We start from the raw sequence: 26,628 nt of genomic DNA, 5'->3' as shown, positions 1-26,628 counted from the left end.
GTTGCTGGAAAGGCGCCCTCCGGGCGCCTTTTTTATTGCCTGTAATACTCCCCATCCAGAACGTGTGGCAGCAAGTGTGAGGTACACGACAGTCCTGGCCGGGACACATAGCGACCCGATGGCGCAGCAGGTATCATCCCCAGCATGGCTACAATATCTAACAGCACCGACTCCACCGGCGCTCAGAAGCAGCCCCTGAACCTGCCCACGGTAAAAATGGGCATGGCCCGCCGCGCCTTTGCCCAACGCGACTATACTGGCGCCGAGAAGCTGTATCTGCAGGTGTTGCAGGCAGAACCGCTCAATCTTGAAGCCAATAACGCCATTGCCTCCCTGTACCTGATCTATAACCGGGAGGATCGCGCCCGACCTTTTCTGGAAACAGTTGTAAGAGAGGACCCTGGTAATTTTGAAGCCAGTATCAAGCTAGCAGGTGTAGCGCATTACTTCGGTCAGCTGCAACAGACTCGCCAGCTGCTGAAGCCGTTAGTGCAGGCGAGCAAAGATGCTATTCAGCTAGCCCAGCTGGCAACAAAAGCACGCAAAACCTGGCAGCTGGATATTACCGAAGCAGCTCTCTTACGCATGCTAGAGCTGGAGCCTACGGACGCAAGAACATACAGTACGCTGGGTGTCCTTTATGGCATCAAGGGCAATGCACAGCTCGCCGAACAATACTATCGCAAAGCCACCGCACTGGACCCGCACTGCATGCATGCCCACTTTAACCTCTCCAGATTGATCAGCCATACGCCAGATTCCCCAGATATTGTGCAAATGGAAACTCTGTTGCGGGAAAATAGCGACGCACTGGCGCCTCTCGCGCGTATGTTTCTGTTTTACGGCTTGGGCAAGGCCTATGAGGATATCGCAAGGTACGATGAAGCCATGGCACTCTATATCGACGCTAACCGGCTGGAAGGTGGAAGCAAGGGTTATCGGGAAGATGTAGCCATGGCCAAGTTTGCCAATATCAAACAGGTACTGAGCAAGGAATTTTTTCTCGAGCATACACCTATTGGCTCGCCATCCAACTGTCCCATATTTGTTGTCGGAATGCCCCGCTCAGGTACCAGTCTGGTTGAACAAATTCTCGCCAGTCATTCCGAGGTGTTTGGAGGTGGCGAACTGGATGACATGCACACTCTATCGATTCGACTGGAGCAGGGTCTTGCACAACAGTTTCCAAGCGGCATAGACACAGTAAGTCGTGAAGAGCTGCGGCAGCTGGCACAACGTTATCTGACTAAAACTGCGGCTCTGTCAGGCAATGCCCAGAGGGTAGTAGACAAAATGCCCGCCAACTTTTTTTATATCGGGCTGATAACCCTGCTCTTCCCCAACGCAAAAATTATTCATTGTCGGCGCTGCCCGGAAGACACCGCGTTATCAATTTTCAAGCATGTGTTCGAGGGCGCGCATGCGTATTCGCATAATTTGAGTACACTGGGCCGATACTTCAGAGAATATCTTGCACTGATGCGCCACTGGCACGATGCGCTACCATTCAGGATCTACGATATCGCCTACGAGGACCTGATCAGCAACACTGGGGATGAGGTGAGGGCACTACTCAAATTCTGCGACCTTAGCTTCGAGCAACAGTGCCTGAGCTTTTATACCACCCGCCGTGCCGTTGATACAGTTAGCGCGGCACAGGTGCGCCAACCCATCTACGGGAGTTCAGTTCATGGCTGGAAGAATTTTGAAACACAGTTTGCAACGTTTCAGGCGGCCCTGAACTCGCCCGCCGGCTCATACTGACTCTTCAGGTTGCGATGGGGCGATGTCGTATTTCGGGCACCCATGGCCGGCGTTGACCTTCCCACCTTGCGCGGGCGGCACTGCGCATAGATGTCATGATCACCGGCGATCTGAGAGATGTCTCATACACGGTCACCAGAAAATTACTCTGCTGGCTCAGGGCAGAGGCTGGTAATCTGCCGCCTCTCCCAATAGGTCGATCGCCGGTTTCAGGTGCTTCTCGACTCGCCGCCAGCCATAGACAGAGCTTTGGTACAATGGCTGGCGAACCTGATCAATACTGGCGGTATTCACCAAGGCCATATTGCTGCGATGATCCAGGCATGCCTCTTCCCATTCCAGATCACAGTAGGCGAGAATTTTTTGCATGACAGTTTCCGCGTCACCAACCAATGACTCATAGCTTACCGACAAAATTCGGTCGGAATAGAGGCTTCGCCAATGATCCATAATGCGTGAATAAAGCAAATACTTTTGCGCCAGATGCTCAAGCTTGAACGAAAAATTAACACCGGCGGTAAAATTCTGTCGATAGCTTGAATAAATAATATCCAGCGGATGCCGCTGCAGGTCGATTATGCGAGCATTCGGAAAGACTGTGAAAATGCTACCCACCAGATTAGTGTTTTCTAAAGACTTATCCACCAGTCTGGTTGTACCTCCCTGCCGCACAAAATAGTGTGCATAAAACTTTTCGCGCACCTGGTGACAATATGCTTGCAGCCGATTTGTATCAACGTCCTTGCTAATATTGGGTATCCGCAAGACCCCGCCTATATTGCCTTGCGCCAGCTCGTCTGTAAGCGCCAGTTGGAACGCCCCGGTCTCGCCGATATTGGCCAGGCTGGAATGCCCTCCCAGCATTCTCTCCAACAATGTTGTTCCCGATCGCGGCAGTGCGACAATAAAAATCGGAGCGTCGTCTTCCTGACTAACATCTGCTACTTGGGCTACGCCAAACGCGTCAAATTTGGCGATAATGCCGGCAACATTTTCCTCATCCTTTGCAGCATCGTAAGGACGCCAATCAATCATTGCATCGTTACCGGCACCTAAATGCGCAAAATGTTTATCAAGATCAGACTCGGCGTAGAATTCTGCAAGGGCGAAGTGCAGTGAAGCAATATCGAAGGAACCATACTTTTCCGATTCGATCATTGCTAGCGCCGTAGCCGCAGTATCAGCACCGGCTTCCGCTCCAGTAATGCTAATTTTGCCTTCAATCGCAGCAATGTTATTTCTGTTGAGTTTCAAAGCAGTCTCAAAAGAGCGCAGTGCATTGTCTCTATCACCATTGGATTTGAGCACTAGGCCTCGAAGCGCATGATTTTCATCATTGGCTGGGTGCAGTTCAGTGGCTCGATCAAGCAACTGGATGGCACCATCAAGGTTTCCCGTGACCCGGTGAAAGCGAACGGCATTGGTAAGAACCTGGTTGCTTCTGGGGAATTTCTTTAAACAGAAATCGACCAACGCGCCAGCCTGATCAATAAACATGCCGTCGATACATACATTGAGCAAGTAGAGGTGTGGCTCTGGCACCGTGTGCAACTGCTCACATATTTGCTCGAGGCATCGCTTGGCCTCGCCGTAGCGCCCGGACTTGCGCAGCTGTCTTACCAGAGCTATAGCATCATCGTAGCCCAGTGCGCGCTCTGCAACACTCTCTGACTCGCGCAAGCGCAACGTCTTTTTGGCGGCAAGTTTGGCGTACTTTTTACTCAAGGCCATGGTAGGTTTTCCAATCCACTAACTCCGCCAATTTATTCTAACCGCTCTGATTACACTGCAAAGGGATACTGCGCTCATGGTATGCTGACACAGACGCCAATTATCAACCACAAAAGTATACCTAACTAGTCGATGAAATCGGAGCAACTAAAATTAACCCTACCGGTGGGCAACCCGCCGTCTCAGCAAACTATGTCCTATCAGCAGCTGTTCGACCTTGCCCGGTCAGAAGCTAATGCGGCGCGGTACGCAGCTGCAGCATACTACATTGAAGCTCTAGCTACTGCGGCGCCGCAGGACTTTGATGCGCAATTGTTTGCTGCTGACATAATGTTGCTCAATCGAGAACTGAGCAAAGCTGCTGAGTACGCCCGCAAGGCGACCGATCTGAAGTATGACGCTGAGCGAGCGCTGGTTATGCAATCGCGCATAGCGATGGCAGGTAACGATGGGGCTACAACCATCGCATTTCTTCAGGCACTACTGGAACTGAATCCCGGTAATCACCGCTATCACTGTGAGATGGGTGACGCTTATCTAGCGCTTGGCGATTCCACACAAGCCTTAGCTTGCTACAATCAAGCCCTAAACTGCAACAAGCGAGAGGCTCGCAGTGCCCTGCAAATGGCTCGCTTACCAGGACCAGGGTTAAGCAAACCGAGAGTCAGGCAATTGGAGTTTCTGCTGGACTCCGCGCAGCTTAATCAGGCAGACCAGATCTACGCCCACTTTGCGTTGGCCAATACTTATGACAAGAAAGGCGATATAGAGAAACAGTTCAAGCACCTTACTCGCGGCAATCAGCTTGCCGACCTGCATCACGTCTACAGCTCAGACGAACACTGGTCAACGATAAACGCCACTCGGAAGTTCTTTACCCAAGACCGAATCAGGCAGCTCAACTACCCGAACGCTGAACAAAGAAGAATCATTTTCGTCATCGGCATGCCGCGCAGCGGCTCAACCCTAATTGAACAAATTCTGTGCGCACATCCCCAGGTTGCCAGCGCAGGTGAAAATCCGCATATGCACCATGCGGTCAGCAATTTTTGCTGGGAGCACGGTGATCAGCTGCCTTTCCCAGCGGCCCTTGAGAGTGCCGATTTTTCGAAAATGCCTGAAATTGCGGCAAATTATCTAGGGGCAATCAGCGATCTTGATAGTTCACCGGTAATTATTGATAAAACGTTAGGTAACTATCTTTATCCAGGCCTGATTGCCGCAATATTTCCCCATGCAAAGTTTATCCACTCCGCCCGCCATCCTGTGGCCACATGCTATGGGTGCTATAAAGTCTTATTCGGATCAGGCCTGGTACCATTTTCCTACCGACTAGACCACCTTGCAGCGCACTATCGCGGCACCCAAGAGATAATTGAATTTTGGAACGTGGAGCTGCCTGGTAAGGTCTATACCCAGCACTACGAGACACTAGTAGCCGATCAGAAAGCGCAGACTCGAGCACTGCTTGAGTTCTGCGAACTGCCGTGGAATGACGATTGCCTTGAATTTCACAAAGGCGACAGAGCCGTCTCTAGCGCCAGTAATTTTCAGGTAAAGCAAAAGCTATATTCTTCAGCTGTATCAGAATGGGAGAAGTTCACGGATTATCTCGGGCCTATTCTTGCCATGGCAGAGGAGCTTGAAAATGAGGAGAATGGTGGCTAATCGGCGCCAACCAAATTCTCTGCAAGCTAGATAAGCAGGGCATCAGGTTAAAAACACGACTTACAGTTACGTAGACTATACTATATTAGCGTTCGGCGACCAGACTGTAGCCAAAATTGTCCTTCGCAGGACCATACAACAAGTCCTCACAATGTGTGACGGTAAAACCATGGCGCTCAAGCAGACTCTTTAGCTGCACTAGCTCTTGATCACTGACGGCTGCGGTTCGTAAATCTTCGACCCGCCCAAGAGTGGCATCAATCTGTCGCAACTGAAAATCCAGGTCTTTTTTACGAGCCCGATTATTAGCTCCGCGATTCTGAAAAACCTGAAATAAATTTCTCACGTAGAGGTCCATCAGGTTAGCAGGAGGCTGCGCAGGGAATACCGTAAAGGCGTCAATATATTTTCCGGTTATCGGATAGAGTATACGATTAATCTCTCCCATCAGTTTTTTGTAAACATCATCAGCACGGACGCTATCAATAGTCCTATGAGCGTTAAAAAGTTCATCCAATGCCTGGAATTTCTCCGCCAAGCCATCCTGCAACATAAACTTTGAAAAAGTCTCGAAGAATAAACTCATGTTCTGCAATATGCTAGACTGCTCAGAATGCATTATCAAGGCAATACGAGCTTGCTGTTTGAGAACTCTGCTCAACTCTGGAATTACGCTCTCGAACCGCGCGTATTCGAGCCCATACTGACTAATCGCCAACCCCACAGACCCATCTGGCAGAGGCAGTTTTTCAATCGATGTATTGCCGATAAAATCAACATTTGGATACGCGCGCTTGTTACGCTTCAGCTTGACGAAAGGCTTGATATTCGCGATATCAATACCTGTAACGAGAACATCCGCCCCCCTGCTCTTTAGTAACTTATCGGCGGCCCAGACCAGTGCGCCATTTCCGCAACAAAGGTCTATCACCGGTGTGTGCTGCCCGTCAATCTGATGCTCCCAGAATTCCAGGATACTGCCATCATAGCCATCTTCAAAGCTGCGCTCGAAGGTGGTCACATTTCCCAGATCCCAATACCGCTTCCATTCTTCCGGGCTTAGCAAAGCCATGAACTAATTCCTTTGATTGCTCTAAGAGCATAGCTATGTGATCAATATTGAGAGTACCCCAGCCTACTGCACTGCCAAGCGCGGAGGCTGTGGTCTAATATGCAGCTGCAGACATAAATATTGTCGATGCTTATTATAACCACGTACTTCTGTGCTGCAAACTGAACACTAATCACAGAACCGATCACTGGGACTTGCACACGATTGCGTGTCAGCTATCTTTACACTTTGTGATATAAACAATACCGCTGATATAGTCAGCCTGCATAAACCAGTGGCGGAGACCCACAATGCTGTACTCAAGAAAATACTTGTCCGATTACTCGCGCTTTTTGGTGACCTTGGCCTGGACCGTAGAAATTATCGCGGTGTTGATCGGTTTTACCATTTCTATCGTGGTATCGGTCTCTGCCTATAACTCCTTTGCTAATGAGGCCACCGGAGGCCTGCTGGCGGGTGGCTCAGCGGTGCTGGTGGCGGGCCTCCCCTTCCTACTGATCGCAGTAGTCGAAGTGTGCAAGATTCCGCTGACGTTCGCCTTTATGAGCGTGCAACACGTCGCTTGGCGCTTCCTGTTTTTGGGTTTCGTGATATTTCTTTGCATTATTACCTTCGAAACCATGCTCAACGGCTTTGAGCGCAACTTCTCTAACCTTAATCGCGCTATTGATACGCGCCGCAATGAGATTGAAAATACTGAGTCTGAAATCGCCCTACTGGAAAAGCGGCGCGACTATATCGAGAAATTTACCGAAGATGAAATGCTGGGTGAGGTAGAAAGCTCGCGCGGCACTCTCAATCAGGAGTATAAGGCCTCCACGCAGCGTATCGATGAGAATATGCGCAAAGTGCTGGCCAACATCGATTACAACTTTGAGGCAGAGCTGCAGGAGGAAATAGGTCGTCTGATGGATGTTCGTGACGAATACTATGCCAACTGGGCTGCCGAGCAGGAATCCGTAGAGGAACGTATTTCAACGATGTTGCTGGGTAATATCAGTGGCAGTGCAGAAGAACGTCAACGCCTGCTGGGTGAGCTGGAATCCTTGAAATCCGAAATGGACAGGGAAATGTCAAAGGCGACTTTCTTTACGCGCAGTACGGTTGAGAGCAAGTACCGGGCGCTGATCAAGAACAAGGAAGACCAACTTTCACTGATTACTACTGGCTATCTGGGTGGTGACGCAATTACCAAACAGTCCACCATGGAAGGACAGCTGAAGAACCAGCTCGAGTTCGTCAATGGAAAATATGAAGGTCGCGTAAACGATGTTAATCAGCGTATTGCCGACAAGAAACAGGAAATCATTGACCGGCTTGAGGCCAACTCAAGGCTCGAGTCCAATGTTGTTTCCAAAGCCGCCAGAGACAAGTCGCGCTTTGCTCAAATCCGTAAGCAAGGCAATGATAGCCTGGACGAATATACCGAGGACAAATTGGTTGAGCTGGACGAGATAGCCAATCGTTCCTTCGGTATTGACGAAAGCATTTTCAAATTGCGCAACAAGCAGCGCATGTTGAATTCTGACATCGGCCACCTGATCAATCAGAATCAGGTTTATCGTATGGCTATGTACGCTTACGGCAAGAACTCGGCCAGCGAAGTGGACCGCCGCATGGTCGGCATAGTCGCCCTGCTCTGGTTTGGCTCTCTGGCTCTGATTGCGTCCGTGTGTGGGGTTATGTTGGCATTGGCTGGCTTCTACCTACGCCGCTTCACTGAGAAAGTGGACGACGACGATGCGATAGATATGGCGCACTAGCAACCGGGTATAGTGGCAGAAGCAATTCTGCCCTACAGCAGTGCGCTACGACTCAAGTTTCAGGCTGCCATCCACATGGATGTCGGTCTGAGGGAAGGCAATGACTACCCCATTTTCATTGAATAGCGCGGTTATTTTGTAACGCAAGTCACTACGAATGACGCGCAGGCTGCGCTCAGCGCCGGCGTTTACCCATACAGTCAGCTCGAATATCAGCGCGCTGTCACCAAAATCATCAAAAATCACGGCTCTTACTGGCTCTTTGAGCACATCGGCATGCTCGTCTGCCGCCAGCAGTAACAACTCGGTAACCTTGCTCACATCTGACCCATAAGCTACGCCGACACGAACCGAGGTGCGCACCAAACGATCAACCAACGTCCAGTTGGTCACTGAGTTCTCTAGCAAAAAACTGTTCGGCACCAACACATGCACCCCGTCAACACGGCGTATGCGGGTCGAACGGGTATCGATAGACTCCACCGTTCCATGCACTTCATTTAGCTCAAGAAAGTCACCAATTTTGATCGGCCGCTCCCACATCAATATCCAACCGCTGATGAAGTTATTGATGATGTTCTGCGCACCAAAGCCGACGCCAATAGCAACTGCGCCAGAAATAAACGCAAACGCTGTCAGCGGCACATTGAGATAATCCAGCACAATAAATGCAAGTACCACCAGCCCCAAAATCAACCAGGCCCGCGACAGTATTTGCACTAAGTCTGGACTGACACGACGCGCACCCAATAGACGGCGCAGAATGCGGGCACTCCAGACAACGAAGAGCCCACCAGCCAAGACCAGCAAAATCACTGCCAGTATTTGCATCAGCGTGATGCTCGATTCACCAAAAATAACTAGGGGAGACTGCAGTATTCGGGTAATCTCATCCATTAAGAAGCCTATCTGGGGTTGCTCCAAGCGCTACACATGCAGCCTGAAAAGAAAAGCTATTGTGCGCCCAGCCAGCGGCCGAAACGAGCCGATTTTTGGAGGAATATTCACCATGATCAAGTCACGGTTACTTGCAAAGGACGGCACCACTCAATACGGTGGTGCCGAGCTGATTACTGCTTGGAGAGCCAGCGCCAACAGTAAACTTTGGCTTGATATTGAAGGCGCCATGGACCCGGATACAGACGCCCTGCTGCAGGACATGGGGTGCGCAAGCCTCGCTATCGCCGACTGTTTCCGTAGCCGCCATCCACCCAAGATAGAAACCTTCGCTGCCAGCACCTTCATACTTTTTCGCGGCATCTCGCACCTAGACGAACAGCTCGAACTCATACCCCAACAAATTGGCCTGTGGGTAGGTGACGATTTCCTCATATCGGTGCACGCAGGTAAGTCCGTCAGTGTCGAGCGCCTGTGGCAAGAGGATTCCGCTGGAGAAAATTTGCAGCACCCGGGACAGCTCGCATTGAAACTACTGCACTTTGCCAGCGGCCGCTATCTCGAACAGCTGCTGGAGTTTGAAGACCGGCTGGCACAACTGGAGGACGACCTGCTTGAAGCAGCTACCGACGATGTCATGAAAGAGCTGGTAAGTTATCGCTCGCGTCTGCGAAAATTGCGCCGGGTGTTCAGCTATCACAAGCAGCTAGCAGAGAGCATCTGGCAAACGGGCTCTCCGCACCTGGGCGAGGGAGAGGATGACAATACTCACCTGCGTCGCGACGTCTATGATCGCTGCGAACGGCTCTACAGCCTCTGTAATATGTACTATGAACTCTGCGGCGACCTCGTCGAAGGCTATATCTCTCTCAGTTCCCACAAACTCAATAACACCATGAAGGTGCTGACCATTATCACGGCGGTGTTCGTTCCGATGGGTTTTTTGGCAGGACTCTACGGCATGAACTTTGACAATATGCCCGAGCTGCACTGGGAGTACTCCTACTTTATTCTTCTGTCAGTGATGGCCACGCTGGCGCTAAGTATGCTTATGGTATTTCGTCGAATACGCTGGTTATAGTGCCGAGGACAGTGGCAAAAATGAGTGCATTAGTACCGGTTTTTGCCGCTATATTACTGAACAATTAGGGACTATTCTGCGCGCCGCTGGACTAGTGGCCAGCATTCATCAGGAGAAACACCATGAAGCTCGGAATTCTATCTTGCTCGCCTAATGCTTACAGTACCCGACGCCTGAAAGAAGCTGCCGAACAGCGGAATCACCACGTAAAGGTGCTCAATACGCTCAAGTTCGCTATCGACCTGGAGCGCGGCACGCCCGATCTCTACTACCGTCAAAAACAGCTCAGTAACTATGATGCTGTACTGCCACGTATTGGCGCTTCCATCACCTACTACGGCACTGCTGTCGTTCGCCAGTTTCAGGAAATGGATGTGTTCTGCGCCAATACCGCCCATGGCATTACCAATTCACGTGACAAACTGCGCAGTCTGCAGATCCTGAGCCGTCATCATATTGGCATACCGCGCACCACGTTCGTGCGCGACAAGAAGGACGTATTGCCTTCGATCGCGCGGGTGGGCGGCGCGCCCGTTATCATCAAGCTAATTGAAGGTACCCAGGGTATCGGCGTTTTGCTGGCTGAGTCAGACAAACAGGCTGAGTCTATTATTGAACTGCTGCAGAGCCAGAAGCAGAACGTGCTAATTCAGAAATTCGTTGCCGAGAGTAAGGGACGCGATGTGCGAGCCTTTGTGGTCGGCGACCAGGTAGTGGCTGCAATGCGCAGGGTGGCACAGGGTCAGGAGTTTCGCAGTAATGTGCACCGTGGCGGTATTGCTGAACCGATTGAACTCGACGAGCAGTATCGCGAGACTGCTGTTCGCTGCGCCCAGATTCTGGGACTGCAGGTGGCCGGCGTCGATATGCTTGAAGGCAAAGATGGCCCGCAGGTAATGGAAGTCAATTCCTCGCCAGGTTTGGAAGGCATTGAAAATTGCACCGAGTTGGACATCGCTGGTGCAGTCATTGACTATATAGCGGCACAGGTGGACTTTCCTGAGATTGATGTTCGGCAGCGACTCACCGTCAGCTGGGGCTATGGCGTAGGCGAAATTTACGTTCCCGAGGGCTCGGGCTTTGTCGGCCAGAGCATTATAGATAGCGGCCTGGAAAACAAGGATATCAATGTACTCACGCTCTATCGTGGCGCCAAGGTTATTCCCAATCCTCGTCGCGACCGCGTACTTGAGCCCGGTGACAAGCTACTCTGCTTCGGTAAGCTGGAATCCATGCGAGGCATGATTCCTGCGCGGACCCGGCGCAAGCGGCGCCCGGTAGTACAGGAACTGGATACTCAAGTTAATGACTGACATTGTTAACAAGACCAAGAAAGCAGATAAGCTACAGTCTGTCGGCTGGCGTGAGTGGGTCGGCTTTCCCGAGCTTGGTATCAAGCAGGTCAAGGCTAAAGTGGACACTGGGGCACGTACCAGCTGTCTGCACGCGTTTGTTATCGAACCGTTTGAGCGCGATGGCCAGCCGTGGGTGCGATTTGACCTGCACCCGCGCCAAAACAATACCGACCTGGTCGTGAGCAGCGAGTCCCCATTGTTGGAGCAGCGTGTGGTGCGAGACTCCGGTGGTCACGAAGAAATGCGCTACGTCATCAGCACACGGGTTACTCTCGGTACCGACAGCTTCAATGCTGAGGTTACCTTGACCGCACGCGACAACATGCGTTTCAGGGCGCTGCTGGGTCGTACAGCACTGCGAGGTCAATACCTGGTGGACCCTGGCCGTTCTTATCTGTTGGGTAAGCGCAAGAAAAAGAAGAACGCCGCTAGCACTAAAGCTCAACCAACGACGACTGGAACACCAGCATAGAGTCCCACCTCATGACTTCAATCCAACAGCCCTTAATGATCGCCGGCACTGAAATCAAGCCGGGCACCCGCGAGACTATTGCTATTCCGGTTGCGGCTATGTACACCCATGACAACCTCTCAATCAGCATCCAGGTGGTGCGGAGTAAGCGTCCCGGGCCGGTGCTATTTATCAGCGGTGCGATTCACGGCGACGAGATCAATGGTGTTGAAATTATTCGCCGTCTTCTCCAGCACAAAGCGCTGCGTAATCTGCGCGGCACGCTGCTGGCCATACCCATCGTCAATGTCTACGGCTTTCTAAATCACACCCGTTATCTGCCAGATGGCCGCGACCTCAACCGTTCCTTCCCGGGTTCAGCCACAGGTTCACTGACGGGCCGGGTGGCAGCCACGTTTATCGAACAGATTGTCAGCCACTGTAGCCACGGTATCGACCTTCACACAGGTGCCCGTCATCGCAGTAATTTTCCGCAGATTCGCGCCGATCTGGCAGACCCTGTGACCCAGCAAATGACCCAGGCCTTTGGCGTGCCAGTCGCCATAGACGCCAGAATTCGTGATGGTTCGCTGCGTCAATGTGCCGCCGACCTTGGCATACCGGTAATTCTGTACGAGGCCGGCGAGGCGCTGCGCTTTGAAGAAATGCACATTCGCGCCGGGGTCAAGGGCATACTCAATGTCATGCGCAGTATTGGCATGCTGCCTGAGAGCCGCAGCCGCAAGCTACCCCCGGAGCCTATCATCAGTGACAGCACCAGCTGGGTTCGCTCCCCGGACAGCGGTATTATGCGCCTGCTGGCACCACTGGGAGCCAAGGTTGCCCAAGGCCAGACACTGGCAATCGTTGCAGACCCATTGGGCAGCACCGAAACGCCCATCGTCGCTCCTAACGCCGGCATGGTCATAGGCCGCACCAACCTACCTCTGGTCTACGCCGGCGATGCCACCTTCCATATAGCGCGCTATGGTAAGCAGGTTGGAGCCGTGGAGAGACACGTAGAACAATTTCAGGAAGAGTTGCAGCCTGAATTTGCACCGCCACACGCGGACATTGATCCGGACACTGCGCCAATAACCTAAGCAATCTCATTGCAGTAAGCTTTGCCAGAAACCACTTTCGAGGGCAACGAATCATGAACAAACAATCTTTTCTGGAATGGCTCAGTCCGGCCACACAGCTCGTGGGCGACAACATCTACCTGCAATCTCTAATGGTGGTTCTAATCGCTTTCGCGATCGCCAATCTGACCGCTTTTTTACTCAGCCGAGTAGTCGGTGCGTTAGTTAAGAGAACCAATAACAGGCTCGATGATACGGTGACCCAGTTTCTGCGCTCCCCCTTGTACTGGAGCGTTATCAGCATAGGTATCTTGCTCGCCCTGGAAATACTGCAGCTGGATCAGGCGCTTGAGAGTCGGCTGGATGCCGTGGTGCATTCAGTACTCTTGGTAATCTGGTCGGTGTTTGCCGTTCGGCTTACCCGGAGCGTGCTGATCAGCCTCGCGCGCGAGCGCGGCAACCGTCGTTTTATCCGACTACAGACGCTGCCACTGTTCAATAACGTGGCTCTGATCGTGACTCTGGCAATCGGCTGTTACCTGTTCTTCCATGTCTGGAGTATCGACATGACAGCATGGCTGGCGTCCGCGGGCATTGTCGGCATTGCCATCGGTTTCGCCGCCAAGGACACCCTTGCCAATCTGTTCGCCGGCATTTTCATTCTCGCCGACGCACCTTACAAAATTGGCGACTACATCGTGCTCGACAATGGCCAGCGCGGCAAGGTTACCCATATTGGACTGCGTTCTACGCGTATTCTCACCCGTGAAGACGTTGAGGTAACGGTACCCAATTCAATTATCGGCAACTCCAGCGTCATCAATGAATCCGGTGGGCCTCACATTAAATATAGAATCAGGGTACCAGTGGGCGTGGCCTACGGCAGCGATATTGACCTGGTTCGTAAGATTCTGCTCGACGTCGGCGCTGAAAATAACGAGGTATGCCCGTTTCCCGAGCCCCGTGTTCGTTTCCGGCGTTTTGGTAATTCGGCACTGGAATTCGAACTATTGTGTTGGGTAGAGGAACCCGAGTTCCGTGGCCGAGAGGTAGACGCCATTAACTGCGCCATTTACCACCAGTTCATAGAACACGGTGTTGAAATACCTTATTCCAAGCACGATATTTATATCAAACAGTTTCCAGGCAGCGCTAACTCGCAGAATACTGGCAACGTCGATAGCGGACCGTGACAAAGCCACTACTACCGCGCCCAGTAGAACTTGAGGAAAAACTAACGTGAAAATTTTGTCCATCGTGGTCTGTATCGGAGTCTGGCTGTTTATCGCCCGTGCCTGCAATCTAGCCATTAAAAGGCTGGGGGCCATTAAGCAAGTGTCGCCAGTGCGTATCAAGTACATCAGCAAAACCACAAACATAGCGCTGTTAGTCGGCGCCGTGCTGACCACATGCCTGCTAATGGGCCTGGGCTACGGTGAGGTCTCGCTGTTCCTGTCATCCGCTTTCGCAGTTATCGGCATCGCCTTTTTTGCCCAGTGGTCCATCCTCAGTAATATCACTGCCAGCGTGGTGATATTTTTTGGTTTCCCGTACCGGGTTGGCGATCAAATCAAAGTGACAGATGCCGATTTTGACTTATCCGGTACATTGGAGGAAATCGGCTTATTCCATGTGCTAATTCGCAGCCCCGAGGGCAATATGATTACCTACCCCAACAGTCTGATACTGCAAAAGCCGGTGATTAAACTGGATCACGGCAATGCAGTGTTTCCGCAAAAGCTCGGGGCTCCGCCTCTTGCAGCTCCACCATTGAAAAATGATTAAAGCCCGCAGGTTGCGCCTTTTATAGGGTAGAGTTCAGAACTTTTCAGGCTTCTAAGTTCGAGGCCTTCACCGCTGAGCAGTTAACGGATAGTCTTCCTGAGATCCATTCCAGGCTCGCCAATCAACGGCATAGTCGGCCAATGAATTCTGGCGAATCATGCTGCGTATTTCATTAACGTAGGCTTCACCTCGCTCCGAGTATTTAAGCAAACCGCCGGCCAGTTCGTTTCCGGTAGGTTTCTCTTGTGCTTCTCTGGCTGCAGCTCGCAGTTCGCGTATCTGCGAGTAGCTGCCGCGAGTATTGATCATCTGTATATAGAAACGTACCCCTTCCAGCGTTGTGGCAAACTTCTGTACCTCATGAATGCTGCCAGCAGCTGCTCTAGACGGCTTAATCCCACAGCCCGGTGTATAGCACCAGATGCCAAAGAAATTACGCCCCTCGCGAGCGAACTTGGAGGTACCCCACCCAGACTCGTTAGCAGACTGCGCCAACGACAACGACAAAGGCACGACGTCTACCCGTTTGAGCAACTGGTGGAAAAATTCATCCGTTAAAGGCTCAGCTACGTCAACCCGATAATACGCCGCCAGCTGTCCCAGCAATTCCGCGTCATGCTCCGTCAGCGGCTGACCCGCTGCCCGCTCCTGCAACTGTAAAACCAGCTGGCGTTCCTGCCAGACTTCTCCATTGGCTTGCCGCAGCAGCTCACTCATGTAGCCAAAGAACGCGTTCTTCTTGGCTCGAACGTCTTTGATTTCACCGAAGTTGGGAACCGGACTCGCGGGCGCTGGCTCGCGAACTACCGGCCCGAGAGTGGCGGGATCCGAGCCGCTGCAGGCTGCCACAGTCGCGCAAATAGTCAAAAAAATTGCTGCGTAAAACCGCTGCATAATAATGTCCTCAAGCATATTGTTATGTGTATTTTTCAATGGTGCATCGCGCTTTAAGCAATAACTACCCACGGGCCACGCTTGGCTCAGAAAATTTATCAATCAGGCAACGATTAGCTTATGCACTGCGTTAATTCTGCACTGCACCGGATAAGCCCAACCAGACCAAATAACCGTATTAATCCGCCTAATTGATCCTTTGAGACTGCCGATGGCTCCGGTAAGCTTGCCGCCGATTCACGGCTGCATCTTTGGTCCAATTTCCGCCGCCGCCCTCTTCCCTGCTTACGGAGTCCCATGGAGAACGGCCAACCAGCCAGTTACGCTGCAGCCAGTCGCACGCTCTTTATTGCGGTAGCTGCGATAGGCTTTGCGCAGACTGTCTTGTTCGCCATTCTGGCGCCGCTGGGACGTGAAATTGGCTTGGCAGAGATACAGGTCGGCGCGATTATCTCTGCGTCCTCGTTGACCATTTTCCTCACCAGTCCCTGGTGGGGCCGCACCAGTGACACTCATGGGCGCAAAAAAATCCTGCTGATCGGCCTGTTTGGTTACTCGGTCGGCACTGCTATCTTTGCAGCGGTGTTCCAGGCGGCGCTATTGGGACTACTGGTGCCGCTGGCGGCCTTTATCGGCCTTACTGTCGCCCGCATCGGTAACGCTACGGTTATGGCCGCTGTTATGCCGGCCGCTAATGCTTATATGGCCGACATTACCAGCGTGGCGACTCGCACCCGGGGCATGGCGGCATTAGGCGCAGCTGGCAATATTGGGTCCATGCTGGGGCCAGCGATTGGTGGACTGTTGACCAGTATCACCCTGCTTACCCCGTTGTATTTTTCAGTACTGCTGACACTTGGCGCGGCAGTGCTGGCGCTATTTGCACTGCCTGAGCGGGCGGCCGCCAAAATTACCCATAAACCGGCCAAACTACGCTATAGCGATCCGCGAATTCTGCCGTTTGTTATCGTCGGTACGTGCCTGTTCATGGGCTTTGCATTAGTACAGCAGACCATTGCCTTTCGTTTTCAGGACGTCTTACAGCTAACCACGGCGGAGACGGCTAAGGTCACCGGCATCAGTATGATGCTGTCAGCTGCTGCGTCGCTATTTGCCCAAATGTTTGTAATTCCAAGGCTGGCGGTAAGCCCAGTCAGCCTATTGCGGATCGCTATGCCCATAATGATCATCGCTTTTGTCACCATGGCCGTTAGTGTGACTCAGGTGCCGCTGACGTTCGCTATGGTAATGCTCGGGCTGGGGCTTGGCTTTGCCGCACCGGGTTTCATGGCTGGCGCGTCACTGGCAGTTTCTGCCGATGAACAAGGCGGCGTTGCCGGGGTCGCCGCCTCCTGTCCACCGCTGGGCTTTACTTTTGGTCCGCTGATTGGAACGCTGCTCTACTCTTACGACCCCACCTACCCGTATTGGTTTGCCGCTATCATCTATGTCGGGCTTACCGTTTTTATGTGGAATTTGGCACGTAAACTAAAAGCAGTTTCAGATGGCCTGGCAGAATGAACTCTGCCCTACAGGCTAGCGTTGAGGTGTAGCTGGGGATCATCTGCAATAGTGGTGCGATGCAGCTCACGGTCATAGCCATCATAACCACCGTTAGCGCGATGCAGCAGGCTGCGGTTGTCCCACATCACCAGCATGTTTTCCTGCCAGCGGTGAGTGTATTGAAACTCGTCTCGAATCTGCCAGTTATACAGTTCAAGCAGAATTTCCCCCGCTTCGGCATCACTCATGCCCTCTATACCAACGATATAACCCAGGCAACCAAGCAGCGTCTCCTGGCCGCTTTCGGGATGTGGACGAATAAACGGATGCGGATGAATATCACGCGCATCTTCCGAGAAACTGATTTTCATACTGCGACCAGCGGCGCGGTCAGACTCACCATACATACCATCTGGGGCATAGCCCGCCGCTGCAGAATGCAACGCTATGCGTCCTTCGAGCTTTTCGCGCAACGCCGCAGGCATTCTCGCCAACGCCAGTTGCTGATTCACAAAACTGGTATCCCCCCCTACCGGCGGTATAACAAGGCTGTAAAGTAAGGTGCCAATCGGCGGCTTCGGCTGAAAACTCCAGTCGGAGTGCCAGGATTCAGCAAACACCGGTGCGGTTTCATCGGCGCGGCGCGTCAGTGCCACCACATGATCACTGCCATCGATAGTGCCAAAATAAGGTTCACTACCAAACTCGCCAAAATAGCGGGTGATGCGTTCCAGATCGGTATCTTCAAGTTGCTGGTCCGGGAACGCCAGCACATGGTGCTGCAACCAAGCCTCTCTGACTGCAGTAATAGTTGGACCATCAACTGCTGTCGAAAAATCAACTCCGGTAATGGTGGCGCCACAGGCCTGGCCACTGGGTTCAATATGCATAAACTGGCTCCCTTGTTCGCGAAACACACTTATACCACTGTTGTACTGAGGACCCAACCGACTGCGACGTTAAGCGCCCGGGTTAGACAATTTAGGGCGCCGCAGACGCAGCAGCAGCCCTACCAGCAAACAAAGCAATCCAGCTATCAAACCGGTCACTATCGCCTCTGTCGCAATAGACCCAAAGGAACCGGGGTGAACAAAATAGTCAACTAGCGCAGTACACAGGCTAAGCAGCAAGGGGGCGACCCAATAGGCCTTAACGCGTACCACCAAGCTAAGCAACAGTGCCAGCACTCCAGCCACAACACCGGTTTGGGCCGCTATCACGAGATGTCCCACGGTGACTGCGAGTAAGTTGCCCTGCACCATCGCCAACAGGCAGGCCGCCGTGGATTCAAATACCCCCTCTAGCAATGATTTGGTTTTCTCTTGCATATGCGCCGCCGATCTCGATTATTCTTGCGTGGTGCATTGGAGGGCCAAACACATCAAAAGTTCGACTAACGCAGGACTATTTGTTGAGTGTCACCAGTTTAAGTTGTCCGACCTCAGTCTCTATCGCCGTCTTCTGCATACTCAGGGTCTTCAACATCCACCGCTTTAGTGAAGCGACGTTTCCAGGCTTTACGCCCCAAATGCAAGACCAGCAGCCCCATCGGCATACGCAAGTAATGGGAGCGCACGTACAGGCAAAATCTGGCTACGCCATCGAACCTACGCGCGCAAGAAAAGTGATTGGGTGCCAGCACTCGCATAAAGAGAAAATCCATCAGTGGCACCAGCGCCTTGGTGGGAACCCCCTCATAGCTCGCTGCTAGAACCTGCGGCGGAACCGGCGTTCCGAAAATTTTCTGGGAGTAGCGCAAGCCGTAGAAAAGCGATTTCAGCAGGTCCAACTCGATGGCTCGCGGCACCAGCTCATCCCAGAACCCGGACTCCGTCTCAGCGAAGTGGCGCAGCAAACGGTCAAGATCCAGTACATCACGAAAACCGTGATTGAAGTCTCCCTCATGAAACAAATGCGTGGCACTGTGAATAACCATATCCATCGGGGCCAGTACCATGAGACCGGGACGCAACTCACGGGCCGCTGCAATTAACTTGCTAGCGTCGGTATTAGGGTTGGCGGTGGGTGGGATAATCGTATGATGCACATCCAGCGTCGAGCCCCGTTCAATATGGCTCAGGGGGGGGATTTCATGCATCCATTCGCGGTAGTAACGTTCGTCATAACTGTCGGTATGGCCGCCTAACCATCCGGCTGCGTTGAACGCTGCTTCCACCGCATTAATCTGCGGCTCTGGAACCAGCAGATCGATATCTGAAATAAGCCGGCCACCAGCAGCGGGTAGTTGCGCCTGCAGATAGGCACCGCCTTTGAGCAAAACCAGCGGTACCTCAAGTTGTTGCACAGCACGCAGCAGCCACTTGACCTCATAATCCAGAGACAGCATTTGCCGGTCATGAGTGACTACACCCGAAAACAGATGGTTGCGCGGCGGCAATGGAATTTTGTCGAGCAGATCGCGCTGTTCCAGCAGCCGGTAGAGCGTGGCCAGTAACAATGAGTTTCTGGCTTGAGGTATAAGAACGTCCCATTGTCCCGGCGTAAAATCGACACACACGGCTGGATTATCAATCACTTGCAGCAGCAGGTTATTCACTCTTTGAACACCTCTGCCTCTAGATGATTAACCGCTGCCAATGCCTCCTCCAGCGACGAATAACGCAGATCAAAGCAATCCACCGAGCGCATCAGCTGAGTCATGGTGTCGAAACCGGTCTCTCCCAGTAATTTATAGTTAAACGAGTGCAGCCCTGCAAACATAAACGCTTCAGTCTTGAGCTTGCGCCGCAGGCTGAACTCAGCCCCGGCCTCATACTGCGGAAATATCATCAAGGCCGTTGGCACTGGCGTAGCATCGTGGCTGTTAGGGGCCAGGTCGGCCTTCATGTGTGCCACCCTGCCCTTATGGGTTTCTTCAGCGACCTGACTCAGCACAGCAGAGGAATCAAATTCGCGAATAATGTCGATAGACTCGTTCTTTAAGCTGACCGGGCGACACAAAGGCACCACAGTGCCAGTATGCAGCGGCACCAATGCATGCTCATCCGATAGTAGCCGCCACCCTGACAGCGTCAGAGCGGCACACAAGGTGCTCTTACCGGCGCCAGGCAGCCCTGGCATAATCAGCGCCTTATTATTCTTCTCCAACACCGCGGCATGTAACTTGAGATACTCATCGGAGCCAATGGAGACACACCAGTTCATACCCCATTCCAGAAACGCGTAGGAATGGCGTACTTCAATAATGTTCATTGGGCAGCGCCCGTCCCAATAAAACTCCACTACTCCGCGCAGTTGCTGGCTCCAACCGGAAGGTCGCATAGCAATATGGAAGTCGGCAAAGGTTTCCTCGAGTATGACCTCGAAATCGGCGTACAGCAGGCTCAGTCCGTCAATGATTTTTTGCTCTGCAGACTGCAGATTGTACACATAGGGGCCGCACCGAATTCTGAGACCCTGGTGCTTCAGGCGATGCTGAAATTCGTCGGGGTTAAGGTCTTTAAGCAATACCACGGGCGCTACGCAGCCTCAATAAGCTCAGAGGCTTGCAACTCTTCAAGCAACTCATGCACCGATTCCTGCAGTTCCTGCTCGGTAATATCATCAGCGCCAATGGCGATTTGGTGCAAGAGCTCATCGGTCGTTGCCGGACCCATCGCGAGCACCTCAAGGATAAAGGCGGCAACTTCAGTGATCAGGTGGGTGCTGCCACTACCCTGACTGAAATAGACCACCAGGCCCTCTTCATCTTCAAAAGTCTTGCCGGGAGCGCTGGCACACCACTGCATTGATTTGTCTCGAATATCCACGCGATGAATTCACAGAAACCAATAGCCAGTTTAGCACGCAGCCGATTCAGGCAGAGGGTCTTTTTATGCGGTACGGGTGACCTGTGTCTCAAACCCAGCTAAATGTGGGGGAGACTAAAAGAGGGGAAGCAATCTAAGAAATGGTGCAGGAGCAACCACCGGGGCAGCGCTCCAATCAGGCTATGGGTGTTTGGGCCCTGTCATACACGCGTTCCGGCCTTCGAGAGAAACGGTGTAGCCATCTTCAGGATCGCCGTTGAGGTCGACATGGCTCATGTAGTGATTGAATTTCTTGTCTTTCTTGTGGTGCTCAAAATGCGAGGACAGCACAAACGACTCAAGTATCATCGCGGACACACATACCTTCTCGTCTTTCTTACCCTTATCTTTTTTACCGCCGCTAGATGTTTCACCCCAAGCAGCACTATTGCCCAGCGTCAGCAAGACGCCACTGCTGGTCAGCGCCGCACGGGAAAACGTACGCCTGGTTGAGCTCATATGCTCAACGCCTGGCTGCCCCTGGGCATCTCCCGACTTGGCATCTGAATTATCTTTTCCTGACCCGTCATCCATCCCATTCACCTTAATGTGAGCTCAAGCACCATTGGTAAGCACACTCCTACCGGCTTTACACTGCACAATCGATTGTCCAGCGCGTGTAGTTTAGCTCAGATGTATCTTCCGCGGCAATTACATCACCGATTAGCTAGCTTTAATGCAAGTATCGTTCCCGAAAAATAATAATGCTTATTATTCAATGGTTTATGGGTCATAGCTTACGTCGAATTCCAACCGAAAAAGCGCATTTGTAAAGTTTTCTGACAGTGAAACAGTTCACAAAACCAGCAAGTAAATTACCCAGCTGGGGTATCCAGGCGTGTTTGAGGGACGCGGCTTAAACTGCACCCCGGACCTGCAGTGCCAACCGGCCCCGCTTCAACATTCTTTTCAGAGGCTGCCCAAGGATGTTTTTGTGACCAGTATAGAAGCCTCTAGGGGTGCCAGGATTATACCCCATAATCCCCGAGTAGACTCGCGCATCCTGCACCCAGCGCCCTTTGTAGTTTTCATCACCGTAGCCCAGGTCCAGTGCCGTTGCATGCTCAACGTCAAGCAAGTACTCAATAACCATATTGGAAAGCACAACCCCTGGTGCAACATCCCTGAAATCCTCACGAAAATTAGTGCGGGTAAGACTACCTACACCGCCGGAGTAGATCCAGAACTGGGCGGCTATGGCCTTTCCATCAAGCCGTAAAATACCCAGCCGCAGATAGCCTAGCTTGGCGGCAACCTGCATCCAGTGAAGGATAAACTTGGATATCGTTGATTCGCGAGATTTCCAACTGTGAACAGCCACCAGAATGTAATCATCAATAGCGTCGCGTAGCTCCACCGGATCAGAGTCGCCGGTGATCATAGAGAACTCCAGCTTGCCCTTTTTCTCCAGATTACGCCGCCTGCGGCGGCTATTGTAGCGCTGATTGGAGCTGCGTCCTGCCAAATAGTCGGCGTAGCTGAGGCCTGCCACCTCCTCATACTGATTATAGGAGTTGGAATAAATCTGCGCCGCGAAACCGGCATTCTTAATGGCCTCCAGTGCATCATTGCCCAGCTCAGAATCAGTGACAAATGGTGCCAGCCGAAGCACATCAACAGAAGTGCGTGATTCATTATCCCCGGCGTTACCCATCCAGGTGAACAAGGCCGTTAGCAACTCCCTCCGTTGATTGCTTGCGTCAGGGTCCAGCACCATGCACATAGGTGTGTAATTTTCATAGTGGCTCACCGCAGCCAACGTATAGGCACCACGGGCCGCCGTATCGGTCCTGGTGAGATACAGCGGCATCATCAGCAATGGTTGGCCTGTCTGGGCATCCTCAACGGTATACAAACGCAGACGCTGGCCGCGAATGTAATAGTATTCCATCAAGCTCTCAAACCACTCTCTGCGGTAATAAAGCCCTTGTTCCGCCGCCACTGCCAGTAGGGCCTCATATTTATCTGGGAGCCTGGCATACCCCTCGTAAAACTGCATTTGGTAGTTCACAGGCGCAGCACCGAGGCTATTTTTCGTTTTACGTAACGAGCTAAATCCCAGGCGATAACCAGAAGCGCTTCACCAATGCGCTTGGCAAACCACTTGGACGGCCCCAAGTCACTGCGCTCAAACGTCAGGTGGGTGTCCGCGCGCAGCAGGCCGCGACCACTCTTGAACAACCAGCCCAGCGCGCTGCGCAAACCCATTTCACGTTTGTAAACAGAGCTCATCAAACCAATAAGGTCTCCGTACAGCCAGATGAAGCGTTTGTTAAATGTATGCGCCGACGCTGGCTCACTGCTAGCGAGCGGAATACCCAGCGCCAATGCCATCATCGGCGTGACCAGGTCCAGCCCGCAGGCATTGGGAAAGGCATAATTGCCACCGATTCGAGGGTTGATCTCCAGGAACGAAATCCGGCCACGCCTCTCGTCGATCAGGTACTGGATACAGCCTACCCCGGAATACTCGAGTTTCTCTATCAGCCGCTGGCAAGGCGCGTCCAGAGCATTCACCGGCTCCACAGAAACACCTTCCACCGCATAGCCGCTACCGTCAGCGCGGTCGGTGCGTTCAATTTTGACGTCCAGGCTATCAAGTATGACGCCCTCGTCGGCGACAAAATATCGATTGTAGCGAGGCCCTTTGGCATGAGCCTGCACTAACAGCGATTCGTGCCAGCTGGGCCACTCCGGAAACAGACGATGCAAATGCTGGCGATTATTGATGAAGTAGGCTTTAACATCGTAATTGCGGCCATCATTGGGGCGGGCTACGCAGGGGTAGCCGACTTGCTCTCCCGCCAACACCAACGCCTCCATCGAGTCGACCGTGGCGAAAGGCGCTTGCGGCACATCCAGTTCGGCTGCCAGCAGCGCCATCTTGCCTTTGTCGCAGCAGGTATCAACGGTCTCACGGCTGACCGCGGCCAGCGGCCGCGGCAGCTGGTCCCTCATCTTGACCAGCTTCAGCAAGGCAACTTCGCTCACCGGCATGATCATCGAAATGTCCGGGCACTCTGCCAGCAGTTCGTCCAGAGCAGCCAGAAATACCCTTTCATTCTTGAACATACTGGGGTGATCCCAAACTCGCTCCACATATATGCAGCGGGCAATCACGCCATCTCTGGCACCCCCTGCAACCACCCGGTGACCCGCTTTGCCCAACTGCCGAGCGATCGCCAATGACAGCCGATAGTTACCCAGTAACAACACTGTCTGTTTGGCTACTGATGGTTGAGTGGTGATAATGGACACCAATGATTCAGCTACCGCGGCCAGTCGCAGCGCTAACAGTAATAGATTGCTGTTTCGATAGAGCTTTCATGACTAAAGTTTAACATCACGAGGTTTGAGTGACGATGAGAATATACGTGTTACGGCTAATTCTGCGAGCTACATAACGGAACCGCTCAAGAAAGGGTCCTTTCGTGACAGCATGCAAAGATCTATGGTCTACTAATCTGTCATAAAAACCCTCAGGTAGCGGCGGAAATAAAATCATGAAGCGGGGCTCTCCGGAACTAGAAATCAACCTGCAGGAGCTGGCTGCGCAGCTGCATGCTTGCGTTACCCGGCTGTTCCCGATTTGCCGCAGTATCACTGGCGACGGCGTGCGTGAAACGCTAAGCATCCTCAGTGAAACCGTGGCCCTGGACATCCACAACGTACCCAGTGGCGCACAAGTTCTTGACTGGACCATACCCAACGAATGGAATATTCGCGATGCCTGGATCAAGGATGCCAGCGGCCAACGTGTCATCGACTTCCGGCAATCCAATCTCCACGTGCTCAACTACAGCACTCCGGTCAAGCGAACAATGTCACTGGAAGCATTAAAACCACACCTATTTACGCTGCCAGAGCAACCAGACCGTATTCCCTATCGCACCAGCTATTACGTCGAAAACTGGGGCTTCTGCTTATCGCATGCGCAATTTGAAGCGTTGCCGCAGGGCGACTATGAAGTCTGTATCGATGCCACACTGGCACCCGGGAATCTATGCTATGGCGAACAGCTCATTAGCGGAGGGACAGACGAGGAGATACTCATCTCCTGTCATATTTGCCACCCCTCAATGGCTAACGATAATCTCTCAGGCATGGCCGTTGCGGTACACTTGGCGCGCCACCTGCAGGCCCTGTCTGAAGTCGGTGCATTGCGATATTCCTATCGCTTTTTGTTCATACCGGCCGCCATAGGCTCTATCGCTTGGTTGTCCCGCAACCCAGAGGTTATACCCCGTATTCGACACGGCCTGGTTCTGGCCTGTCTAGGAGATTCCGGAGCGCATACCTACAAACGCAGTCGCCGCGGTAATACCGAGGTGGACAGAGCCGCCGCTGATATACTGAAACATGAGCCCCACAGTGCTATTCGAGATTTTTCACCCTATGGCTACGATGAGCGCCAGTATTGTTCACCAGGCTTTAACTTGCCAATGGGCAGGCTTACCCGAACACCCAATGGAGAATTTACGCAGTACCACACGGATGCAGACAACCTTGAGTTTGTAAAACCCGAGCAATTGGCTAAGTCGCTGCTAACCTGCTTCGATATTCTACAGCTGCTGGAGCGCAATCGCCGCTATCTCAACCAAAAACCTTACGGCGAACCTCAGCTGGGTAAATACGGCTTATACAGTAATACTGGCGGCTCTACGTCCTCCCCTGCCCGCCAGCTGGCGCTGCTCTGGGTTCTCAGCCTATCCGACGGCGAACACAGCCTGCTGGATATTTGCCAGCTCGCTGAGCTGCCGTTTGCGGAAATCGCTAACGCCGCCGACGCATTGGCACAAGTCGGCCTACTGACCGAGGCATAAAAAACGGCTATGGCCAGAGCGCGACTGGAAGACGATCACGTCTCCGCTATATCGTAAGACTGAATCAAATCACCAGGGATATGCGCCAGATCATCGGCGCAAAGATAATCGCCCAGGGTTGTGCCGCTACATTTTGAATCGATATTGGGCGCACCATTCCCAGCAATCAAGTCATCAAGATGTACGGTTCTAAAATCAATACTGAAGCGGCATTGGCCAGAAACGTTCTTCGCCGACGCGTGCAGCTGAGCTGCCGAAAAAACCGTCAGTGCACCTGGCTCGCCGTTAAGCATAACACCGCCATCCAATTGCAGCGGCTCCTTGGCGCGAGGTTGCTGGCGGGTATCGTTCTTTAAATGCTGACTGGCATTAAAACGACTTTCCCTCGTCCAGCGCGCATAGTTGTAACTGCTCGATGTATTGGCCACGGCCCGATCCCAGTAACGAGGATATATCTCCATGCCTGCACCGGCCGGCACCGGATACACCGGTAGCCACCAGTTAATTTGGCATGATGGCGCCGAGTACCAGGTATCACGGTGGGGGTGAAACGCATAGGCGATGCCGGACGTCAGGTAACCGTCGCTGGTAGAGGAGCGCAGGCGTGGTACATCAAAATAGGTTTTTCCAAGATCGCAGCCCCGGTCGGCAAGCAACTTACGAATCATTTCCTTCGCCGTGGGGTGGTGAATAAAAGCGGGCTTAAGTTCAGCAAGGGCAGACGCAAATTCCTCTACTGGCATCTCGTGCTGGGCCGTCCTCGGATCATGAGGAGCAAAAGCGTCCTCCAACATAGTGCGAGCGAACTCGCACAGTGCCTGTGCCGCCGGAACCGCGGTGAACATATACACATCACCTGCATAGAGACGCCTGCAGCGCTCAGCGTCACTGCTGGTCGAATCTAAGAAAAAATCCACTGCCGCGGCAACCTCTTAAATGCTTTAGCTTGA

The 26,628-nt window shown here is 52.6% G+C and carries 24 protein-coding genes and 1 pseudogene; 12 read left to right on the top strand and 13 right to left on the bottom strand.

What is annotated here, in order from left to right; genetic code table 11:
* Positions 1–144 precede the first annotated feature (144 nt).
* Positions 145–1,764, top strand: a complete 1,620-nt coding sequence (locus EYC98_RS08880; protein WP_279244991.1) for a tetratricopeptide repeat-containing sulfotransferase family protein — start codon at positions 145–147, stop codon at positions 1,762–1,764.
* 156 nt (positions 1,765–1,920) lie between these two features.
* On the opposite strand, the gene EYC98_RS08875 is transcribed toward EYC98_RS08880, so the two are convergent.
* On the bottom strand, positions 1,921–3,495 hold the full coding sequence (locus EYC98_RS08875) for a tetratricopeptide repeat-containing sulfotransferase family protein (protein ID WP_279244990.1): 1,575 nt from the start codon (positions 3,493–3,495) through the stop codon (positions 1,921–1,923).
* Between the two features lie 132 nt (positions 3,496–3,627).
* Between EYC98_RS08875 and EYC98_RS08870 the strand changes: the two genes are divergently transcribed.
* A complete protein-coding gene (locus EYC98_RS08870; protein ID WP_279244989.1) occupies positions 3,628–5,163 on the top strand; it encodes a tetratricopeptide repeat-containing sulfotransferase family protein in 1,536 nt (511 codons plus the stop codon).
* A gap of 85 nt (positions 5,164–5,248) precedes the next feature.
* On the opposite strand, the gene EYC98_RS08865 is transcribed toward EYC98_RS08870, so the two are convergent.
* On the bottom strand, positions 5,249–6,235 hold the full coding sequence (locus tag EYC98_RS08865) for a class I SAM-dependent methyltransferase (RefSeq protein WP_279244988.1): 987 nt from the start codon (positions 6,233–6,235) through the stop codon (positions 5,249–5,251).
* A 290-nt stretch (positions 6,236–6,525) separates the two neighbouring features.
* Between EYC98_RS08865 and EYC98_RS08860 the strand changes: the two genes are divergently transcribed.
* Positions 6,526–7,998, top strand: coding sequence for a hypothetical protein (locus tag EYC98_RS08860; RefSeq protein WP_279244987.1), 1,473 nt, complete (start codon positions 6,526–6,528; stop codon positions 7,996–7,998).
* Positions 7,999–8,043: 45 nt separating this feature from the next.
* Here the strand turns inward: EYC98_RS08860 and EYC98_RS08855 are convergent, their stop codons facing one another.
* Positions 8,044–8,895 (bottom strand): mechanosensitive ion channel family protein, encoded by an 852-nt coding sequence (locus EYC98_RS08855; RefSeq protein WP_279244986.1) that lies wholly within the window; start codon positions 8,893–8,895, stop codon positions 8,044–8,046.
* Between the two features lie 112 nt (positions 8,896–9,007).
* Between EYC98_RS08855 and EYC98_RS08850 the strand changes: the two genes are divergently transcribed.
* The 7 genes and pseudogenes from EYC98_RS08850 to EYC98_RS08820 all read left to right on the top strand — a co-directional run bounded on the left by EYC98_RS08850 (position 9,008) and on the right by EYC98_RS08820 (position 14,649).
* Entirely contained in the window at positions 9,008–9,976 is a 969-nt protein-coding gene (locus EYC98_RS08850) for a magnesium transporter CorA family protein (RefSeq protein WP_279244985.1), read from the top strand.
* 122 nt (positions 9,977–10,098) lie between these two features.
* Positions 10,099–10,956: pseudogene (locus EYC98_RS08845) on the top strand (ATP-grasp domain-containing protein); the annotation flags it as partial.
* 9 nt (positions 10,957–10,965) lie between these two features.
* Complete coding sequence (locus EYC98_RS08840; protein WP_279246057.1) at positions 10,966–11,289, top strand: cation:proton antiporter regulatory subunit; 324 nt, start codon at positions 10,966–10,968, stop codon at positions 11,287–11,289.
* On the top strand, positions 11,282–11,803 hold the full coding sequence (locus EYC98_RS08835) for an ATP-dependent zinc protease family protein (protein WP_279244984.1): 522 nt from the start codon (positions 11,282–11,284) through the stop codon (positions 11,801–11,803). The genes EYC98_RS08840 and EYC98_RS08835 overlap by 8 nt, the downstream gene beginning before the upstream one ends.
* A gap of 11 nt (positions 11,804–11,814) precedes the next feature.
* Positions 11,815–12,885, top strand: coding sequence for a succinylglutamate desuccinylase/aspartoacylase family protein (locus tag EYC98_RS08830; RefSeq protein ID WP_279244983.1), 1,071 nt, complete (start codon positions 11,815–11,817; stop codon positions 12,883–12,885).
* 53 nt (positions 12,886–12,938) lie between these two features.
* The gene (locus tag EYC98_RS08825) at positions 12,939–14,057 is read left to right on the top strand and encodes a mechanosensitive ion channel family protein (RefSeq protein ID WP_279244982.1); all 1,119 of its coding nucleotides are present in this window, start codon (positions 12,939–12,941) and stop codon (positions 14,055–14,057) included.
* Between the two features lie 46 nt (positions 14,058–14,103).
* Positions 14,104–14,649, top strand: coding sequence for a mechanosensitive ion channel family protein (locus EYC98_RS08820; RefSeq protein WP_279244981.1), 546 nt, complete (start codon positions 14,104–14,106; stop codon positions 14,647–14,649).
* A gap of 66 nt (positions 14,650–14,715) precedes the next feature.
* Here EYC98_RS08820 and EYC98_RS08815 read toward each other — a convergent pair whose 3' ends face one another.
* Positions 14,716–15,543: a glucosaminidase domain-containing protein gene (locus EYC98_RS08815; protein WP_279244980.1), complete on the bottom strand. Its 828-nt coding sequence runs from the start codon at positions 15,541–15,543 to the stop codon at positions 14,716–14,718.
* Between the two features lie 297 nt (positions 15,544–15,840).
* Here EYC98_RS08815 and EYC98_RS08810 point away from each other — a divergent pair, with 297 nt between their 5' ends.
* Positions 15,841–17,064, top strand: a complete 1,224-nt coding sequence (locus tag EYC98_RS08810; RefSeq protein ID WP_279244979.1) for an MFS transporter — start codon at positions 15,841–15,843, stop codon at positions 17,062–17,064.
* A gap of 8 nt (positions 17,065–17,072) precedes the next feature.
* Here the strand turns inward: EYC98_RS08810 and EYC98_RS08805 are convergent, their stop codons facing one another.
* The 8 genes from EYC98_RS08805 to EYC98_RS08770 form a co-directional block, all read right to left on the bottom strand.
* Positions 17,073–17,936, bottom strand: a complete 864-nt coding sequence (locus EYC98_RS08805; protein WP_279244978.1) for a TauD/TfdA dioxygenase family protein — start codon at positions 17,934–17,936, stop codon at positions 17,073–17,075.
* Between the two features lie 69 nt (positions 17,937–18,005).
* Positions 18,006–18,374 carry a hypothetical protein gene (locus EYC98_RS08800; RefSeq protein WP_279244977.1) on the bottom strand — a complete coding sequence of 123 codons (369 nt, stop codon included), beginning with the start codon at positions 18,372–18,374 and terminating at the stop codon, positions 18,006–18,008.
* Between the two features lie 113 nt (positions 18,375–18,487).
* Positions 18,488–19,603, bottom strand: coding sequence for a nucleotidyltransferase domain-containing protein (locus EYC98_RS08795; RefSeq protein ID WP_279244976.1), 1,116 nt, complete (start codon positions 19,601–19,603; stop codon positions 18,488–18,490).
* Positions 19,600–20,520, bottom strand: coding sequence for an HprK-related kinase A (locus EYC98_RS08790; protein WP_279244975.1), 921 nt, complete (start codon positions 20,518–20,520; stop codon positions 19,600–19,602). The genes EYC98_RS08795 and EYC98_RS08790 overlap by 4 nt, the downstream gene beginning before the upstream one ends.
* A gap of 5 nt (positions 20,521–20,525) precedes the next feature.
* Positions 20,526–20,816 (bottom strand): HPr-rel-A system PqqD family peptide chaperone, encoded by a 291-nt coding sequence (locus EYC98_RS08785; RefSeq protein ID WP_279244974.1) that lies wholly within the window; start codon positions 20,814–20,816, stop codon positions 20,526–20,528.
* Positions 20,817–20,996: 180 nt separating this feature from the next.
* On the bottom strand, positions 20,997–21,389 hold the full coding sequence (locus EYC98_RS08780) for a hypothetical protein (RefSeq protein ID WP_279244973.1): 393 nt from the start codon (positions 21,387–21,389) through the stop codon (positions 20,997–20,999).
* A gap of 322 nt (positions 21,390–21,711) precedes the next feature.
* The gene (locus EYC98_RS08775; protein WP_279244972.1) at positions 21,712–22,866 is read right to left on the bottom strand and encodes a GNAT family N-acetyltransferase; all 1,155 of its coding nucleotides are present in this window, start codon (positions 22,864–22,866) and stop codon (positions 21,712–21,714) included.
* Positions 22,863–24,113: an ATP-binding protein gene (locus EYC98_RS08770; protein WP_279244971.1), complete on the bottom strand. Its 1,251-nt coding sequence runs from the start codon at positions 24,111–24,113 to the stop codon at positions 22,863–22,865. The genes EYC98_RS08775 and EYC98_RS08770 overlap by 4 nt, the downstream gene beginning before the upstream one ends.
* A 245-nt stretch (positions 24,114–24,358) precedes the next feature.
* Between EYC98_RS08770 and EYC98_RS08765 the strand changes: the two genes are divergently transcribed.
* Positions 24,359–25,678, top strand: coding sequence for a DUF4910 domain-containing protein (locus EYC98_RS08765; RefSeq protein WP_279244970.1), 1,320 nt, complete (start codon positions 24,359–24,361; stop codon positions 25,676–25,678).
* A 35-nt stretch (positions 25,679–25,713) separates the two neighbouring features.
* Here EYC98_RS08765 and EYC98_RS08760 read toward each other — a convergent pair whose 3' ends face one another.
* On the bottom strand, positions 25,714–26,523 hold the full coding sequence (locus EYC98_RS08760) for a phytanoyl-CoA dioxygenase family protein (protein ID WP_279244969.1): 810 nt from the start codon (positions 26,521–26,523) through the stop codon (positions 25,714–25,716).
* Between the last annotated feature and the right edge of the window lie 105 nt (positions 26,524–26,628).

Origin of the sequence: Candidatus Litorirhabdus singularis, assembly GCF_026262625.1 — a bacterium.
Lineage (GTDB): Bacteria > Pseudomonadota > Gammaproteobacteria > Pseudomonadales > Halieaceae > Litorirhabdus > Litorirhabdus singularis.
This window is presented reverse-complemented; position numbering and strand designations above follow the sequence as displayed.